We start from the raw sequence: 16,139 nt of genomic DNA on the forward strand, positions 1-16,139 counted from the left end.
CAGGGATGTGGCATGCCAACCCGGCGCGAAGAGGGCGTCACGGAAAAACGCGTGGTTGTTAGGGGCGCCAACAGTTACACCAACATTATCCTTTTTCTCGCTTGAGAATAGGAGCACAGAGCGGGATGAGCTCTAAACACAAAAATCGATAAGCCATCATCACGATGTAAAGGTGGGGCAACATTATGAAGCGCTTAAAAAAATGGCCGGTAACGGCTTGGTTGTGCTGTGGTTTGAGTTGTTTTACCTCGTTTCCGCTGTTGGCTAAAACTCCGGCTGCGGATTATCAGTGGCAGTCAGCACCCTCCGAGCAAATGGAGGCTGAGCTTTCGATCAAAGAAGCGATTCTGCGGGCGTTTGGTCGCCATCCACAAATCGCCCAAGCGTCGGCGCAGATTCATGTTGGCGCGGCAAACTTGACCGTGGCAAAAAGTGCTTGGTTTCCGCAGATTTCATTGCAGAGTGCGGCAGGGCGTTCGCATCAAACGGACTCTTCCGGTTCGCTAAACAGCAATGCGTCGGCGGGCGTGACGCTGAATCAACTGCTGTACGATTTTGGTAAAACGAGCGGCAGCATCGATGAGCAACAAAACCTCGGTGCGGCTTATGATTATCAACTCTATAGCGTCCTGAATAACGTCGGACAGCAGACGGTACAGGCCTATTTGCAGGTCAAACGTTATCAAGAGCTTATGGCTGCGGCACAGCGCAATCTGGCATCGCTGGAAGCGGTCAAAGAGATGTCGAAACTCCGCGCGGATGCGGGGCTAAGCTCGCAGTCTGATGTTCTTCAGGCGGAAACCCGCATTGCTGGAATGAACGCCACCTATGAACAGTATCGCGCACAAGAACGTTCAGCGCAGGCGAATCTCTCAGTCTTAACGGGCGTTGTGGCGACAAACCTTCCCGATTTACCCAAAGACCTCCTCGATCAAAAGATCACCATTAAAGACCTTCCCTATGAGCAAAACAGTGCTGTTCGCAGTGCGCAGGCTAAGCAGTTAGCAGCCGAACAGCGAGTGCGACAGGCCGAGGCTCAACACTGGCCCACTATTTCAGTGCAGGCTGGGCGAACTCGCTACGAAAACAGCGCCAGCTCCTATTGGGACGATCAGGTGCAATTAGTGGTACAGGCCCCGATATATCAGGGGGGAGCGACCAGTGCCAAAGTGGATGCCGCGGAGGGCGATCGCCAATCGGCTCAGGCTGAGGTCGAGGCGAGTAAGTTGGATATAAACCAAAAAGCGTCGGTGGCCTATGCCGATCTGATCGGTGCGCAGCAGCGTCAGTTGGCGGGTGAAGAGCAATTCAGCTCGGCGGAAAATACTCGCAGCGTCTATCAGGATGAATACAAGCTCAGCAAACGTAGTTTGAATGACCTACTCAGCGTTGAGCAAGATGTATTACAGGCTGATAGTGCGGCGATTATTGCCCGCTATGACGTCTGGGATGCGGCTGTTCGCTATGCGGGCGCAGTAGATAACTTACTCGATATGTTGAATATTTCGCGGCCAAAAGTGACGGGCGATACCCTGCCTGCATTATGACGAACGCGTTAAATCCAGAAGAGGTATGCAATGGCAGCAGATCAACATGCAAACGCCGATAAATGGATTTTAGCGATGGGGCGCGCGGCAGGGCGTTTTGGACTTCCCTGCGATATACCCGCATTACGCCAGCAGATGCGCTGGTTTGAAAATCTTCCCGTGCAGCGCCGGTTGGAGCGGTTGGGTGCGTTACTCGGATTACAGATCAGCATTCGTCCAAAAAACAATGTCAAGTGGCGTAATGAGATCATGCCGGTGATGGCGCAGTTGGAAGATGGTTCTGTACTGATCTTGGAAAACATGGATGCTGAAAAGCACGTGAGCTATTGGTTAAGCGACTGTGGCGACATGGTGCGTGAAGAGGAACTCGACGCGCTGTTGGCACGCATACAACCCGATGTGGTGCTGTTGGGGATTGCGGCTCGCGGGCAAGACTCACGCATTGACGATTTCGTGCAGCCTTATCGAGAGCACTGGTTCTGGCATCACTTTAAACATGCAGGACGCAAGCTGTCTGAAATCTCTCTCGCCTCGGTATTGGGCAACGTACTCGCGCTGGCGGGAATTCTGTTTTCTATGCAGGTGTACGATCGAGTGATACCTGCCCAGTCGTATCCGACGCTATGGGTGCTGTTTATCGGCGTTTTGTTTGCTGCCTTTTTGGAATATTTCATTCGCCTATCACGTACCCATATTTCCGATCTGATGGGCAAACATATCGACTTAAAAGTGTCATCGATGTTCTTTGCCCGAGCGCTGGCGATTAAAAATGATGCGCGTCCAAAATCCACCGGTTCTTTTATTTCTCAACTGCGGGAAATCGATCAGGTGCGTGAGCTGCTGACGTCGACAACCGTCGGTGCCGCGATGGATATGCCGTTCGTGCTGCTGTTTTTAGCCATTATGGCAATGGTGGGCGGGCCTTTGGTTGCCATCCCGCTGATCGCTATTCCGCTGATTGTGATCCCTGGCATTTTGATCCAGTGGCCGCTGGCTAAGTTGGCGAAAGAAGGGATGCGTGAAAGCGCCATTCGTAACGCGGTGCTGGTGGAGTCCATCGAGGGCGTTGAGGATATTAAAGCGCTTCAGGCTGAACCCTATTTTCAGCGTCAGTGGGAACAGACACATCATGTCAGTGCGGCTATCGGCATGAAACAGCGCGTGTGGGGCGCTCGGCTTAGCGGATGGGCCTCGACGGTACAACAAATTACCTATGCAGGGATGCTGGTTCTTGGAGCATATCTGGTGCTGGCAGGGGATATCACCACAGGTACCATGGTGGCTTGCAGCCTGCTTTCTTCACGCACTATTGCGCCACTCATGCAGCTCACGATGGTCTTTTCACGCTGGCAGCATGCTAAAAGCGCCATGACAGGGCTGAATGAGCTGCTGAAGAAACCGTTAGATCGCGATCCAGAGAAAAAAATGGCGCACTGTCCGGCGTTAGCGGGGCACTACCAGTTCGAAAATGTGCAATACAGCTATGACATAGAGAAAGGGGAACAGGCGTTATATATCCCTGAATTAGAAATAAAACCCGGCGAACGTGTGGCGTTGGTGGGCAAGGTGGGCGCGGGAAAATCCACCTTGTTAAAATTGCTTTCAGGTCAGGCAGAGCCTAGCAAAGGAAAGCTAATTATTGATGGCGTTGATATGGCTCATATTGATCCGGTGGATGTTCGGCGACAGATTGGTTTGCTATCGCAGGATTCGCGACTGTTCTTTGGCACTTTGCGGCAAAACCTGATGCTAGGACATCCACATGCCACCGATCAGGAACTGATTCAGGCGCTGCGGATTAGCGGAGCATTAGGCATGGTACAAAAAGACGCCGCCAGTTTAGATCGTATGATCAACGAGGGTGGGCGTGGGCTTTCTGGAGGACAGCGGCAAATGGTGATGCTCAGCCGTATGATCGTGCGTAATCCCCAGGTCGTGCTGTTAGACGAACCAACGGCGTCCATGGACGAGCAGCTCGAAAGCTACGTGATCCGCCAACTTCAGAGCTGGATGGCGGGACGCACGTTGGTGCTAGTCACACATCGACCCGCGCTTTTAGCCATGGTTGATCGAATTATCGTGATGGATAACGGCAAAGTGGTGGCTGATGGATCTCGAGACGAGATTCTCGGGCAGGCGCAGCGTAACAGTAACGTGACATCGGTTGTGGCCTAAGCGGGGGCGATATGGCAGAACTCACAATGCAGGAAGATATGGCGCGTCAGTCACGTTTCTATTCATCAGTCGTTTGGATCACGTTGGCGGGTATGATGGGATTTTTCATTTGGGCCTATTTTGCCACGCTGGATGAAGTCACCGTCGGTACTGGTAAGGTGACGACGTCAATCCGTGCCCAACTGATTGAAAGTTTGGATGGCGGTATTGTTTCTGCGCTGTTGGTGCATGAAGGCGATATTGTCAAAAAGGGACAAATTCTTGCGCGCCTTGATCCCAAGCGATTTCAGTCTAACTACGGTGAAGCCGCGGCCAGAGCGCGGGCGCTTCGTGCGTCTTCTGAGCGTTTGCGTTCTGAACTGACCGGGGAACCGCTAAAATTCAGTGCCAGTACGCTGGCTGAGCCCGCGTTAGTGGCGCGTGAACGTCAGCTCTATGAGTCTCGCCGTCGTAATTTGAATGAGACCGTGGCGAATTTACAGGAGTCGTATCGGTTGGTGGTTGCCGAGCTGAGGATGACTCAGCCGCTGGTTGCCAAAGGGGCGGCAAGTCAGGTTGAGGTTATTCGTTTACAGCGGCAGGCCAGCGAATTACAGGGCAAAATCGATGATGCTCGTAACCAATATGCCCTCAGGGCGCGTGAAGAACAGGTTAAGAACAATGCCGATTTGGATGCTCAACTTGAAGTTATGGCCGGTAAGGAAGATCAGCTAGATCGCGTCACTATGATTTCACCGGTGCGCGGCATCGTGAAGGATATTCAGGTGATGACGGTTGGTGGTGTGTTGCAGCCGGGCGGCAAATTGATGGAAATTGTTCCGTTAGAAGATCAGCTGCTGATAGAAACACGTATTAACCCTCGCGACATAGCCTACATTCGTCCGGGGCTACCGGCCACGGTTAAGATCACCGCTTATGACTCCTCCATCTATGGCAACTTAAATGGCACGGTAGAAATTGTCTCGCCCGATACGCTGCAAGATGAAGTCCGTCGCGACCAATATTATTACCGAGTATACGTACGTACCCAAAGCGCAGAGCTAAGCAACAAAGCAGGGCGTAAATTCCCAATATTACCGGGGATGGTGGCCAGCGTAGAGATTAAAACGGGTCAGAAAACGGTGTTGGATTATTTGATTAAGCCGCTGAATAAGGTGAAAGAAGCGCTTAGGGAGCGGTAGGTATGAGAGATATGATAACGGCGCAACTTTTCGTATATCTATTGTGCGGAGTGTGCGCTGGTACATTCAGCTCGGACACCTTCGACTGAGGTGGTGTATAAATATCGTAATTGATAGGCGGTCGAAACATTTCGCCGCCGTTCTATAAACGAATGGCGAGCGAAACCTTATCCCCCTAAAAAACAAATCAGACTCCGATCACATTTTCTGTTAGAATCCAGCACAATTATGTTGCACTCGCAGTTTGTGCCTATCCCTCGTGGTGATTTCTTATACTACCGCGTCTGATAAATCCACCCGGAAACTGCACCCGTCCTTTCGGGTCAAGGTGGATTTGGAGTTTTACCCTAATATGTCTTTTGATACTCTCGGCCTGAGTGCCGAATTGCTGCGCGCTGTTGAAGAACAGGGCTACCGCGAACCTACGCCTATCCAATCCCAAGCTATCCCCGTCGTTCTACAGCGCCGTGACCTGATGGCCAGTGCGCAAACGGGCACGGGTAAAACCGCGGGCTTTACCTTGCCGCTGTTACAAATTCTTTCTCAGGATGCTCAGCCAGTAAAAGGCCGTCGCCCTGTACGCGCGTTAATTTTGACACCAACCCGCGAGCTGGCAGCCCAGATCGGCGAGAACGTGCGTGATTACAGCAAGTATTTGAATCTTCGTTCTCTGGTTGTCTTCGGTGGCGTCAGCATTAACCCGCAGATGATGAAACTACGCGGTGGTGTTGATGTGCTGGTGGCAACGCCGGGACGTTTGCTGGACTTGGAACATCAACACGCGGTTGACTTGTCTAAAGTTGAGATTTTGGTGTTGGATGAAGCTGACCGTATGCTGGATATGGGCTTTATCCATGATATCCGTCGCGTGTTAGCTAAGCTGCCCGCTAAGCGCCAAAACCTGCTGTTTTCCGCAACGTTCTCTGACGAAATCAAAGAACTGGCAAACAAACTGCTGACCAATCCTGCCTCCGTTGAGGTCGCGCGTCGCAACACTGCCTCTGAGCAGGTTGCGCAGTCGGTGCATTTTGTGGATAAACGCCGTAAGCGTGAACTGCTGTCGCAGCTGATTGGCACTCATAATTGGCAGCAGGTGCTGGTATTTACCCGTACTAAATATGGTGCAAACCATTTGGCTGAACAGTTGAATAAAGACGGTATCACCGCTGCGGCTATTCATGGTAATAAAAGCCAAGGCGCACGTACCCGAGCATTAGCCGACTTCAAAACAGGCTCAATTCGTGTACTGGTGGCGACCGATATCGCCGCTCGTGGTTTAGATATCGATCAGTTACCTCATGTGGTTAACTTCGAGCTGCCAAACGTACCGGAAGATTACGTACACCGTATCGGCCGTACTGGTCGTGCCGAATGTACCGGCGAAGCACTGTCATTAGTCTGCGTGGATGAACATAAGCTGCTGCGTGATATTGAGCGCCTGCTTAAACGCGAAATTCCGCGTATCGCTATTGAAGGCTATGAGCCAGACCCTAGCATTAAGGCCGATCCAATCCAGAATGGCCGTCAAAGCCAAGGTCGCGGTCAAGGCCGTGGTCAATCTCAGGGACGCAGCCAAGGTAACGGACAATCGCGTGATGGCGCTCGCTCCGGCGATAAACCTCGCGCAAACAACGGTGGCCAACGCCGTGCGCAGGGAGAAGGACGTAAGCCTGAATCTCGCGGTGATGCCCCTGCATCACAGCAGCGTCGTCCGTATCGTGGAAACAAGAAAACGGCAACGACTGCGTAAGTGTCGTCCTCGATTCATGATAAAAGCCAGCCTTCGGGCTGGCTTTTTTTATGGTCGAATTTTTTGTACAAGTAAAATAGAGAAAATCGATAAGCCAGCACCGCGAAGTTTGCGGTGCAAGGAAATCAAAGGTAGTTATACGCGTATACCGCAGCGGCCATGATAATCATCACGATGGTTATTTTTCTCATTAGGGGTCTCTGGCTAATTTGAAGAGGGCACAGCTTAGCATAAAGCCGTGTTTTGAGTTATGACGCAGGTAACAGTCCAAGGTGTGTGGCGGATGCGCAGCTAGCCCGCTCATGAGTCACTATCTGAAATGATGCTTATTTTGACAGATGGAGGAGCGGATTCTGCGCTGTGCGTATCGATAACGATGTTCCATATACCGTCATACGGAACTTCTATCACCGCGGGAAAAGAACTAAAAAACCCCCCATGATAATCAGCCCAGCTATCGCGACAAAAGCGGTCGTATTGCTTTTCATGGATCAGAAGAACCTTTGCAGGCTCCGAACATACTACTTTCACATAGCTATTGCCCGCTAAATAGCAACGACTGGTTTTCATTCAATAGAGCTCCATACGCAATAAAAAAAAACTCTCATCCCCGTATGTGTGGATGAGAGTAGCCATAGGCCAACACCAGGGAAACTTACAAATTACGTTGAGTGATGAAATTGTTATAACGCATAAATTTACATAAGTTATTGATTTAGATCTATTAAATTTATTAACCAAATGCGTGTTTTGATTTTTTTATATAATCAAATCTTATTGAATTAATTAACTGATTGAAAATAAAAAGTTTTTTAAGTGGTGTGGGGGTGGGTGTTGGATAGGATAAATCGCTTTATTAAACCATTTAACAAAATTCGTGCATGATTTATTTATAGATGGATGAGGTTTGCTTCAGGATGGAAGCCATTTATTGTTGTGCTGACAATAAAAATTTGCGTCGACCTGAGCGTGCAGGTCGACGCGATAACATGTTGCTCTCTACAGGAGAAAACTAATGAGCAATCAGCGATTGTAGGTTGTTTTTGAATTCGTAGACGTTAGCTTTTGGGGATTTTTTGCAAAACTCGAGTGTTTGAGGAACGGCGACGGTTTCGACCATATTCAGATCAACAGAATCTCCACCTTTGTATTCAGTCTTATCGTTGAGCATCCAAAGCGCGACAGGAGCCATGGCTTTAGGATTCAGGTTGACGAACTCTTCACAGGTCATTTTGCTTGGGTTATTTTCTGCTGCCTGCACGCTGGTTATTGATGCAAGTAGTAGGCTTGCCGCTAAAGCGCATCCAGATAGTAAAGCATGTTTAGTTTTCATTAAGATATCCTTTATACATATGTCGAAAATTATCGCTGTAAGTATAGGCTGATAAAATTTAAATTTGACAAAAAATGGGCCAAAGTTTGTCGGTTTTGGATATTTACAACGGCAAGGATCTAAGTCTCGGTGGGCTGTTACGCAGCCATCTGTTTTCGGCAAAATTGATAAGGTGTAACGCCGTAATGGTTTTTAAATACAAATATAAAGTAAGATAAATGGCTATAGCCGCACTGCTCAGCTAGCTGTGATATTGTTAGGTTACTGTTTATACTCAACTGCTTAGCAGCATACTGCATCCTACTCTTAACAAGTATTTTTTGGTAACTCGTACCTTCCTGCTTAAGTTTTTTCTTTAAGGTGCTTGAACTGACAAAAAGTAATCTTGCGATTGAGTCTAAAGACCAGTTTTTTGTAAGGTCACTCATAATTAACTCTTGAACAGCGAATGCTAGCCCTAAATTAATCTCTTTGACGAGGTAGGGGATAAAGTCTTTATCTGTGGAGAATGTATAAAGCAGTAAATGAAGTAATCTCTTGTGATAGTATGCCTCTATCGTTGATAAGTGGGAACTTTTTGAAAGTCTGATGACTAATGAGAATACCTCAACGAATATGCATTTAGAGATAAACTCCCAATATTTTTTTTTCGGTCTATAGGGCAAATGATAAGCATCAGATGTCGTTGATGCCAAAAAGTCACGAATAGTGCAGTGATCAATTTTTATCACTTCAATCAGCCCATCAGACAGTATGGTATGACTGCTTGCTTGACAGTTGAGGAGTATTTTATGGCATGCAGGTACAAGGACTTTTGTAATATCATCAATGACTACCGTTGATTCTTGATGACAAAGCACAACCGCAAAACAGCTATCATATCCAAGCTTCATACACCCTCCAATAAGTACTCAATATAATCTAATTGTTATAAATCACTTTAATCAGTGATAGCCGTAGATATAGCTCAATGTTAATTGGATGTAAAATGAAATAATATCACTATGAAATGAATATAAGATTTATCTTAATTGGTATTTCAAATGCTTTTAGGTTTATTTAATTATGAGAAATTTGAGTATCACTATTATGTATTTTTTTATAAAAATAAGCTTTTTTTAAAGTATGTACAGAGGTTATAGCCTCATGAAATCTATATCTTTATCGTTTTTTCTAATCACAGTGATGCTTGTTTTTATATTTAACGATATAGTCCCATGAAAAACTATAATGATGGTTATGATGAGGTGCGTGAATTCATATCGAGGAAGAGGTGCGCCGAACTACACTAGGCTCGGTGGAAGGTTAAGAGATTAATGATGTAGCATTTGAAATAGCCAATTTAGGTCAAATGCTACATGAATAATGCTGATGGTTTTATTTGCTAAATAATTTATATTTAATATATAGGGAGAAATATTTTATCCAATCGACAAATTTCTTATCAGAAAGGAGTTTTTTTTGCCTTTATTCTAAGCAGGCTAGCATTAGGTGTCAGTTTTAATTGCGTGTCTTTCCATGGAGATTGATTCAGGTAATAAAAGAAAATCGAGACTCAAATATCATAAACCACGGTTTATTTTTTGTAACATAATGCAAAATGGTTGTGCCACGAGATGCATTATCATCTACCCTATCGATAGGGCTTAGCGTTATAGTTTTATTATATTTCTTGTCAATTAATTTAATGTTTTCGTTTAAGAGTATATTTAATACATCCTGATCGGCATATTTATAAATTGTACCGCTATTGATCATGTTAAATGCCACGGCGGTGACATTTTTAAAATTCCACTCAGATACATTGATAAATAAAAATCCTGCATTGAAATATTTATCGGTATCAATACCGTATCCTAGTGTGCTGGCTTTCTGTTGCATCTCTTTAGAGTCAGCAACTACAGCAGCAATATGTCCTTTAAGGTTTAGATCATGTACCGCCGGTGCGCGTAATGCTTACCGCTTTTACGCCAAGTCCGCCGATCCCGATGTATTGGACGCCGAGGCCTATGGACCCCAAACCCACAACCGACCCGGTGAGGTGGATGTGTATGTGCTATCACGTACCGGAAGCGGTACCGCCCCCCAAGCGCTACTTGATACGGTCAGTCATGCATTAAACGAAGATGAAGTGCGACCGTTAACGGATTACGTCACGGTACAAAGCGCAGTTTTGAGTGAATACGCCGTGGTGGCCACGCTGGATATTCCTGATGGTCCTGACGCGCAGACGGTATTGGAGAGCGCAAGAGCAGCGCTAGAAACCTATGTGGCGCAGGTGCATCGCATTGGCGGTGTGGCACCGCTTTCGGGTATTTACCGCGCCCTGCATCAACCGGGTGTCACCCGCGTTCATCTAGAACAACCCACCGCGGATATTGAAGCTAAAACGGGATCAGCGCCTTATTGCAGCGCGATCACCTTGAGTTTGCTGGGGGGAGGCGATGTATAAAACGTTACTTCCTCTCAATGCGCTCACCTCAGAACGTGCGCTCGAGCAGGCTAGCGCTGAACAAATTCTTGCGCTGCCGGTTCCCATTCGGCATGTCAAAGATCCCGCGACCTGTCCGGCACATTTGTTGCCGTGGTTAGCATGGGAATACGCGGTGGACTATTGGAACCCCGAATGGGACGAGGCGCAAAAGCGGCAGGTTATCGCGGATGCAGCGTATGTCCATCAGCATCGAGGGACCGCAGGCGCAGTGCGACGATCGTTAAGCGCTGTGGGGCTACCGACTACGGTGGTGGAGTGGTGGCAAGATCAACCAAGACAAGCTCCGTATACCTTCCGCATTGAGGTTTATAGCACGCAGGGTGTGACCGAAGCCTTGTATGAACAGATCCGCAACCTTACCGACCGCGCCAAAAACCTCCGCAGCCATCTGAGCAAGATAGATGTGATCACCGACGTGGGGACTGAGGGGGCATTTTACATTTCGGGTGCGGTAACGGCGCATGTTGATATCGATATTTTTGCACGGGAGCCCAATGGCTAACTTTTACAGCATTATCACGAATCGAGGCAAAGAGCTCGAGGCCGAGGCGCTGGCGAGTGGAACCAAAATTACGCTGGCGAAATTTGTCGTAGGGGATGGCAATGGGCAGGCGGTGGCCCCCAAGCCAACACAGACCAAGCTTATCAATGAGCAGTACCGAGGGGATATTGGGGAACTGAGTGTTTCTCCCGATCAACCGACCCAGATGATGGCGAAAGTCGTCCTACCGACTGAGGTGGGCGGTTTTACCGTCCGTGAAATCGGAATGCTTACTGACGCAGGCGAGCTGTATGCCGTGGCGAACTGTGCTGCGATTGAAAAGCCTGTGGGCGGTGTCAGCGTCAATATGCAGTTTCGTCTGGCGGTGTCAGATACGGCCAATATCACGTTAAACGTAGCGACAGGCGATGGACTGTTTTTACGGATTGACCAGGATCTGACTGAAATCCGTGGGCGAGGTGCGCAGGCGCAAAAGACAGCCCGAGAGTCGCTGGCGATCGTGGATGCCTCAACAAAGCAAAGGGGGTTGGTGCAACTCAATAGTGCGACTAACAGCACGAGTGAAATACAGGCGGCAACACCGGCTGCAGTGAAAGCGGCCAATGATAATGCCAATACGCGCCTAGAAAAAAATAAGAATCTGTCCGATCTAAGCGATAAACTGCTGGCGCGTAAGAATTTAGCGCTTGGCACAGCTGCAACTTCCAACGTTCAAAAATCTATTACGGATAATACCCCTAATGCATTGATGATAAATGGCGCGTGGGGGGGGGCGAGCGGTGTGGGTATGGTGGATAGCGATATTTTATCGCCAACCAGTATTGGCAATACCTTTTTTAACCAAGGCGGCGGCGCTGCAAATAGTCATTTTGGCGGTTATGGAACGGGCATTCACTTATCGTATGGTTCGAACGGTGATAACAAACAGAGATTAACCGCCAACCTCTTTGTTGATTCTGCAGGGAACCTATCCGTTGAATGGCTAGCGGTGAACAAAAGCGATGGTGCTATTGTCGTTAAGCGTATTCAAAAACTTTATGGACCATTAAATAAACCCTCGGCAAGTGATATTCGAGCATTTCCAGACAATGGCATTCTACCAACAGGAACGAACCTAAATACACTTACAGGGACAAAACAGGGGTTCTACTTTCAATCAACAAATTCAAATGCCACAACTGCATTAAATTACCCTGTCAATTCAGCCGGTAGCTTATGCGTTATGAGAAATGGTGCAAATGGTAATGACGGATGCACTCAAGAATACCGGCCTTATAACAGCTCTGTCGTCTTTAGCCGCATCTACGATGTAGCCTCAAATAAATGGTCGGCATGGGATTATATCTACAGCAAAAATAATCCACCTAGCGCAAGTGCGGTAGGGGCGCTGCCTATTGGTGGTGGCACCCTTAATGGAAATCTGACGGTGAAAAATACATTACAGGTCGGTGGTGTTGGAAATGCTGCGATAAATATTGGTGATAACGATTCAGGCTTGCGCAGCTCTGTCGATGGTCAAGTGGATTTATATGCTAATGGCCGAATGTATGGCTATTGGAACACGACAACGTTGGGATTTGCAGGCCAGATGATACCTAGCAATTACAACAATTTTGATGCGCGGTATATCAACAACCTACAGATGGGTGCCGAAGAATATAAAGATATTCCTTACCCCGGACAGGCCAGTATTCCTTTAGGCGCGTGTATCACCGCCATCGTGGGAACTACCAAGCCTACAGGCGGCGGCGTTGGTTTTTATATCTCACGGATCTATTTCCGTCGCATTCAAAAATATATCGCTGGGTCTTGGAAAAACATTGCGTAAGGGAGAAAGGCTGCATGATTTATAAAAATTTTACACGGAGCGAAGCAGAACGCGCCGAGGATGGCGCGCTACATCTCCAGTCTGAAGACGGTCAAGATTGGTATGATGTGCGTGAAAAGTTAAGCGCGGAAAAGCTAAAAATTGCCTATCAAGCGGATGGGGTTATCCGTCAGCAAAGCTACAACGCGGTCGAGTTATTCCCTGAAAACCTATCTGTTGCAGAGGTCAGCAAGAAGAGTATTCCGAATGACTTTCCTGAACGGCTCGACGGTAATTGGATTTTTGACGGCAAGAAAATCACACCGCGTGTAATCCCAAGATCCGAATTCATTGCGCAGGTCGAAGAAACCCGTGCACAACTGATGGTGGAGGCGAATCAAAAAATCGCGCCGTTACAGGCCGCCTTTGATGTAGGCATCGCGACTGATGAAGAATTAGCTAAGCTCAAAGTGTGGAAAACTTACTTTGTGTTGCTCAGCCGAGTGGATGTAAGTAAAGCGCCGGATGTTGATTGGCCTAAAAAACCAGAGGTGTAGCAGATGGTTTTGCGCCGGTCCGTATTCAAGAGACCGGCGCATGAAAACACCAGTGGATCGCTAATGCGTTTAAGTTATTTCACCTATTGCACTTATACTCAATTAAACACCGATGGCTAGATTCTTAATGTTAATAGTAACGTGTAAAACGTTGGCTCAACCGCATGATATAGCACGGAAAGATAATATTGTCGCTATAGATAAAATTTCACAATTCAGTGGGTATACGTTTACATGGAAGGACAGTGGGCTTCCGTCTGCGTGCGTTATTGATCAAGAGGTGATGGAGGTTTTGCCAGAACTAATCTCAACAACACGGGATGACGTCGGATCAAATTAATCTCCGGATGGGAGGATGAAGCGTTTGAACAAACAGATGGAGGATCACGGCATTACGCTGTGGAGTATAGTGGAATAATCGGGCTTTTGATTGCTAGCATTAACGATGAAAGACAAAGTCGTGAGTCAATCCAAAAAGAAATCACTGGACTTAAAGAGCAGTTAAAAATATTAAATGAAGTTATAAATCAACTTTTAACTAAATGACGCATCCTTCTAGCATAATTGTCAATCCCTCTAATTAGTATATCACTGGTCATAGAAGTTGGTGCCTCTGGGGTAAGCCTATCTGCAAGTATTAAATAAGTTTAAACTTTATTAATATGGGTTTAGAAATAATCATATCGATTAAGCATGGAAATTATTTTATTGGGATGAATCCTATTTATTGTTGGTGTTTTTCAATGTTGCTAATAATACTATCGCTTATTTAACTCTAGATTTGTAACATGAGCCTTTGGACTGGTAGTTTTTTTGTATAAATGTAATACTATGCGTTAGATTTTATGATGCAATTAACAATAACACACACTTTACTCTGGATTAACATTATTTACATTTATGAAAATTGTTAAAGTTAAAAGTAATTTTTTTATTGTTCCCGCCTTGATTATTTCATTTCAACCAAATATAGCTCTAGCTAAGGATTATAATGGGCTGGCTGTTGATAAATTCCTTGGTTTAAATAATGGTGATTTTATATCAGATAGTAACATTGATAAGAAAGGCCATGTGAGCTTGGGCGCAGGATCTAGCTCCGAAAGTATAACCATAAATAATGGTGGAGTGATGGGAGTGCAATTGGATGCCACTGCCAATAGTACTACCATTAATGCTGGAGGGACTATGTCGGTATCAGGAGATGCTATAGATACTGTAATAAATGGTGGGAAACAAAATGTTTCTGGTACCGCATTAGATACTGTTATATCTAATGGAGGGCAGCAAGTTGTATATGGTAAAGGGACAGCAAATAATACGACTATAGATAATGGGACTCAATTATTACAAGGGCATTCTGATAATACCACCATATTGAATGGCGGTGTGCAGAAGGTACAAGGCAATGGTGTTGCAACAAATACAATAATTAATAATGGTAGCCAAAACGTTACAGGAAAAGCAGATAGTACAAAAGTAAATGATGGAGGGGTGCAAAGGGTTTTATCAAATGGTTTAGTGACTAGTACGACTATAAACAGTGGTGGCTCACAAATTGTTGATGTTAATGGGAACGCTGAAGACACCACCATTAATGATGGCGTGCAACAGGTGGCTGGCACAGCTATTAATACCATTCTGAATGGCAGTGGTAAACAAATAGTCATGAGTGGTGGCATGGCTGAGTCCTCTGTTCTTTTTGACAGTGCAACCATTTCAATTCATGAAGGTTCTACCGTAAAAGACATAACCTTACATGATAACTCAACGGCATTTGCATCTGCTGGTTCTGAGATAAAAGGTACAACCTTAATAAAAGATTACTCGAATTTAACTCTAGAGTTGAAGAGTGATAAAAACTCTCATTTTGATAAAGTATCTTTGGAGGGGAATGATAGTATACTTAACGTTTACTCAGAAGATGATGGGGTGTCTAACAAGGCTACCATTAATGAGTTAAACAATGCAGGTACTATTATTTTTAAATCTAAGACAGGTAATTCTTTTTCTACTTTACTTGTTGATGGCGACTATACAGGTGAAAATGGACACATCCGATTTAATACAGTACTAGGTAATGATAGTGCGTTAACAGATAAGCTGGTTGTTACAGGAAATACCTTTGGTAATACTGGTGTTAGTGTTACTAACGTTGGCGGTACTGGTGATCAAACACTGAATGGGATTGAGCTAATTACTGTTGGTGGTCAATCTGCTGGTGTATTTACTCAGGAAGGACGTATTGTTGCGGGAGCTTATGATTATTCTTTAGTGCGTGGTCAGGGCAGCAAAGCTAATAATTGGTACCTAACTAGCCAGAATAATGTACCACCAGTAGACCCTACAGATCCGCCAGTAGACCCTACAGATCCACCAGTAGACCCTATAGAACCACCAGTAGACCCTATAGAACCACCAGTCAATCCTCCTGTTGATCCAGTAGACCCACCAGTTACTCCACCAACGAGTGGGGAGCATGTTAATCGACCTGAAGGTGGGAGCTATATTGCCAACCTTGCCGCGGCAAATACCTTGTTTAATACGCGGTTGCACGATCGTTTAGGTGAAACCCAATATGTCGACGCGCTGACCGGTGAGAAGAAGGTCACAAGCTTATGGCTGCGTCAGGTGGGTGGACATAACAACTGGCGTGACAGCAGCGGGCAGTTGAAAACACAAAGTAATAGCTATGTGGCTCAGTTGGGCGGCGATGTTGCGCAGTGGTCAACGGATGGTTTAAACCGCGGTCATCTGGGGCTAATGACGGGTTATGCCAACAGCCATAACCAGACG

At 46.4% G+C, this 16,139-nt stretch carries 12 protein-coding genes and 2 pseudogenes; 10 read left to right on the forward strand and 4 right to left on the reverse strand.

What is annotated here, in order from left to right; all coding sequences use genetic code 11:
- Positions 1-185 precede the first annotated feature (185 nt).
- From M988_RS07080 to rhlE, 4 genes are all read left to right on the forward strand, one after another.
- A complete protein-coding gene (locus tag M988_RS07080; RefSeq protein WP_008813944.1) occupies positions 186-1,547 on the forward strand; it encodes a TolC family outer membrane protein in 1,362 nt (453 codons plus the stop codon).
- 30 nt (positions 1,548-1,577) lie between these two features.
- The gene (locus M988_RS07085) at positions 1,578-3,722 is read left to right on the forward strand and encodes a type I secretion system permease/ATPase (RefSeq protein WP_039187546.1); all 2,145 of its coding nucleotides are present in this window, start codon (positions 1,578-1,580) and stop codon (positions 3,720-3,722) included.
- 11 nt (positions 3,723-3,733) lie between these two features.
- Positions 3,734-4,903, forward strand: a complete 1,170-nt coding sequence (locus tag M988_RS07090; protein ID WP_064573446.1) for a beta-barrel domain-containing protein — start codon at positions 3,734-3,736, stop codon at positions 4,901-4,903.
- A 352-nt stretch (positions 4,904-5,255) separates the two neighbouring features.
- A complete protein-coding gene (rhlE, locus tag M988_RS07095; protein ID WP_061059823.1) occupies positions 5,256-6,653 on the forward strand; it encodes an ATP-dependent RNA helicase RhlE in 1,398 nt (465 codons plus the stop codon).
- 300 nt (positions 6,654-6,953) lie between these two features.
- On the opposite strand, the gene M988_RS07100 is transcribed toward rhlE, so the two are convergent.
- The 4 genes and pseudogenes from M988_RS07100 to M988_RS23120 form a co-directional block, all read right to left on the reverse strand.
- Positions 6,954-7,223, reverse strand: coding sequence for a DUF1883 domain-containing protein (locus M988_RS07100; RefSeq protein WP_020303676.1), 270 nt, complete (start codon positions 7,221-7,223; stop codon positions 6,954-6,956).
- Positions 7,224-7,665: 442 nt separating this feature from the next.
- A complete protein-coding gene (hdeB, locus tag M988_RS07105; protein WP_004089553.1) occupies positions 7,666-7,986 on the reverse strand; it encodes an acid-activated periplasmic chaperone HdeB in 321 nt (106 codons plus the stop codon).
- 137 nt (positions 7,987-8,123) lie between these two features.
- The gene (locus M988_RS07110; RefSeq protein WP_064573447.1) at positions 8,124-8,879 is read right to left on the reverse strand and encodes an AraC family transcriptional regulator; all 756 of its coding nucleotides are present in this window, start codon (positions 8,877-8,879) and stop codon (positions 8,124-8,126) included.
- 637 nt (positions 8,880-9,516) lie between these two features.
- Positions 9,517-9,906: pseudogene (locus M988_RS23120) on the reverse strand (glycosyltransferase); the annotation flags it as partial.
- 16 nt (positions 9,907-9,922) lie between these two features.
- Here M988_RS23120 and M988_RS07120 point away from each other — a divergent pair.
- The 6 genes and pseudogenes from M988_RS07120 to M988_RS23245 form a co-directional block, all read left to right on the forward strand.
- A pseudogene (locus tag M988_RS07120) lies at positions 9,923-10,438 on the forward strand (baseplate assembly protein); the annotation flags it as partial.
- Positions 10,431-10,982 (forward strand): phage tail protein I, encoded by a 552-nt coding sequence (locus tag M988_RS07125; RefSeq protein ID WP_064573448.1) that lies wholly within the window; start codon positions 10,431-10,433, stop codon positions 10,980-10,982. The pseudogene M988_RS07120 and the gene M988_RS07125, both read left to right, overlap by 8 nt.
- A complete protein-coding gene (locus M988_RS23125; protein WP_248846499.1) occupies positions 10,975-12,810 on the forward strand; it encodes a phage tail-collar fiber domain-containing protein in 1,836 nt (611 codons plus the stop codon). The genes M988_RS07125 and M988_RS23125 overlap by 8 nt, the downstream gene beginning before the upstream one ends.
- A gap of 14 nt (positions 12,811-12,824) precedes the next feature.
- On the forward strand, positions 12,825-13,346 hold the full coding sequence (locus M988_RS07135; RefSeq protein ID WP_064573451.1) for a tail fiber assembly protein: 522 nt from the start codon (positions 12,825-12,827) through the stop codon (positions 13,344-13,346).
- Between the two features lie 127 nt (positions 13,347-13,473).
- The gene (locus tag M988_RS23335) at positions 13,474-13,686 is read left to right on the forward strand and encodes a tail fiber domain-containing protein (protein WP_352153825.1); all 213 of its coding nucleotides are present in this window, start codon (positions 13,474-13,476) and stop codon (positions 13,684-13,686) included.
- Between the two features lie 560 nt (positions 13,687-14,246).
- On the forward strand, positions 14,247-16,139 hold a 1,893-nt coding region (locus M988_RS23245), incomplete at its 3' end, for an autotransporter outer membrane beta-barrel domain-containing protein (protein WP_156518157.1).

The organism is Hafnia paralvei ATCC 29927 (genome assembly GCF_001655005.1).
In the GTDB taxonomy this organism is placed as follows: Bacteria; Pseudomonadota; Gammaproteobacteria; order Enterobacterales; family Enterobacteriaceae; genus Hafnia; species Hafnia paralvei.

Coding starts and splice junctions, on each gene's coding strand:
- M988_RS07080 (WP_008813944.1), top strand. CDS start 186: ATGAAGCGCTTAAAAAAATGGCCGGTAACGGCTTGGTTGTGCTGTGGT.
- M988_RS07085 (WP_039187546.1), top strand. CDS start 1,578: ATGGCAGCAGATCAACATGCAAACGCCGATAAATGGATTTTAGCGATG.
- M988_RS07090 (WP_064573446.1), top strand. CDS start 3,734: ATGGCAGAACTCACAATGCAGGAAGATATGGCGCGTCAGTCACGTTTC.
- rhlE (WP_061059823.1), top strand. CDS start 5,256: ATGTCTTTTGATACTCTCGGCCTGAGTGCCGAATTGCTGCGCGCTGTT.
- M988_RS07100 (WP_020303676.1), bottom strand. CDS start 7,223: ATGAAAACCAGTCGTTGCTATTTAGCGGGCAATAGCTATGTGAAAGTA.
- hdeB (WP_004089553.1), bottom strand. CDS start 7,986: ATGAAAACTAAACATGCTTTACTATCTGGATGCGCTTTAGCGGCAAGC.
- M988_RS07110 (WP_064573447.1), bottom strand. CDS start 8,879: ATGAAGCTTGGATATGATAGCTGTTTTGCGGTTGTGCTTTGTCATCAA.
- M988_RS07125 (WP_064573448.1), top strand. CDS start 10,431: ATGTATAAAACGTTACTTCCTCTCAATGCGCTCACCTCAGAACGTGCG.
- M988_RS23125 (WP_248846499.1), top strand. CDS start 10,975: ATGGCTAACTTTTACAGCATTATCACGAATCGAGGCAAAGAGCTCGAG.
- M988_RS07135 (WP_064573451.1), top strand. CDS start 12,825: ATGATTTATAAAAATTTTACACGGAGCGAAGCAGAACGCGCCGAGGAT.
- M988_RS23335 (WP_352153825.1), top strand. CDS start 13,474: ATGTTAATAGTAACGTGTAAAACGTTGGCTCAACCGCATGATATAGCA.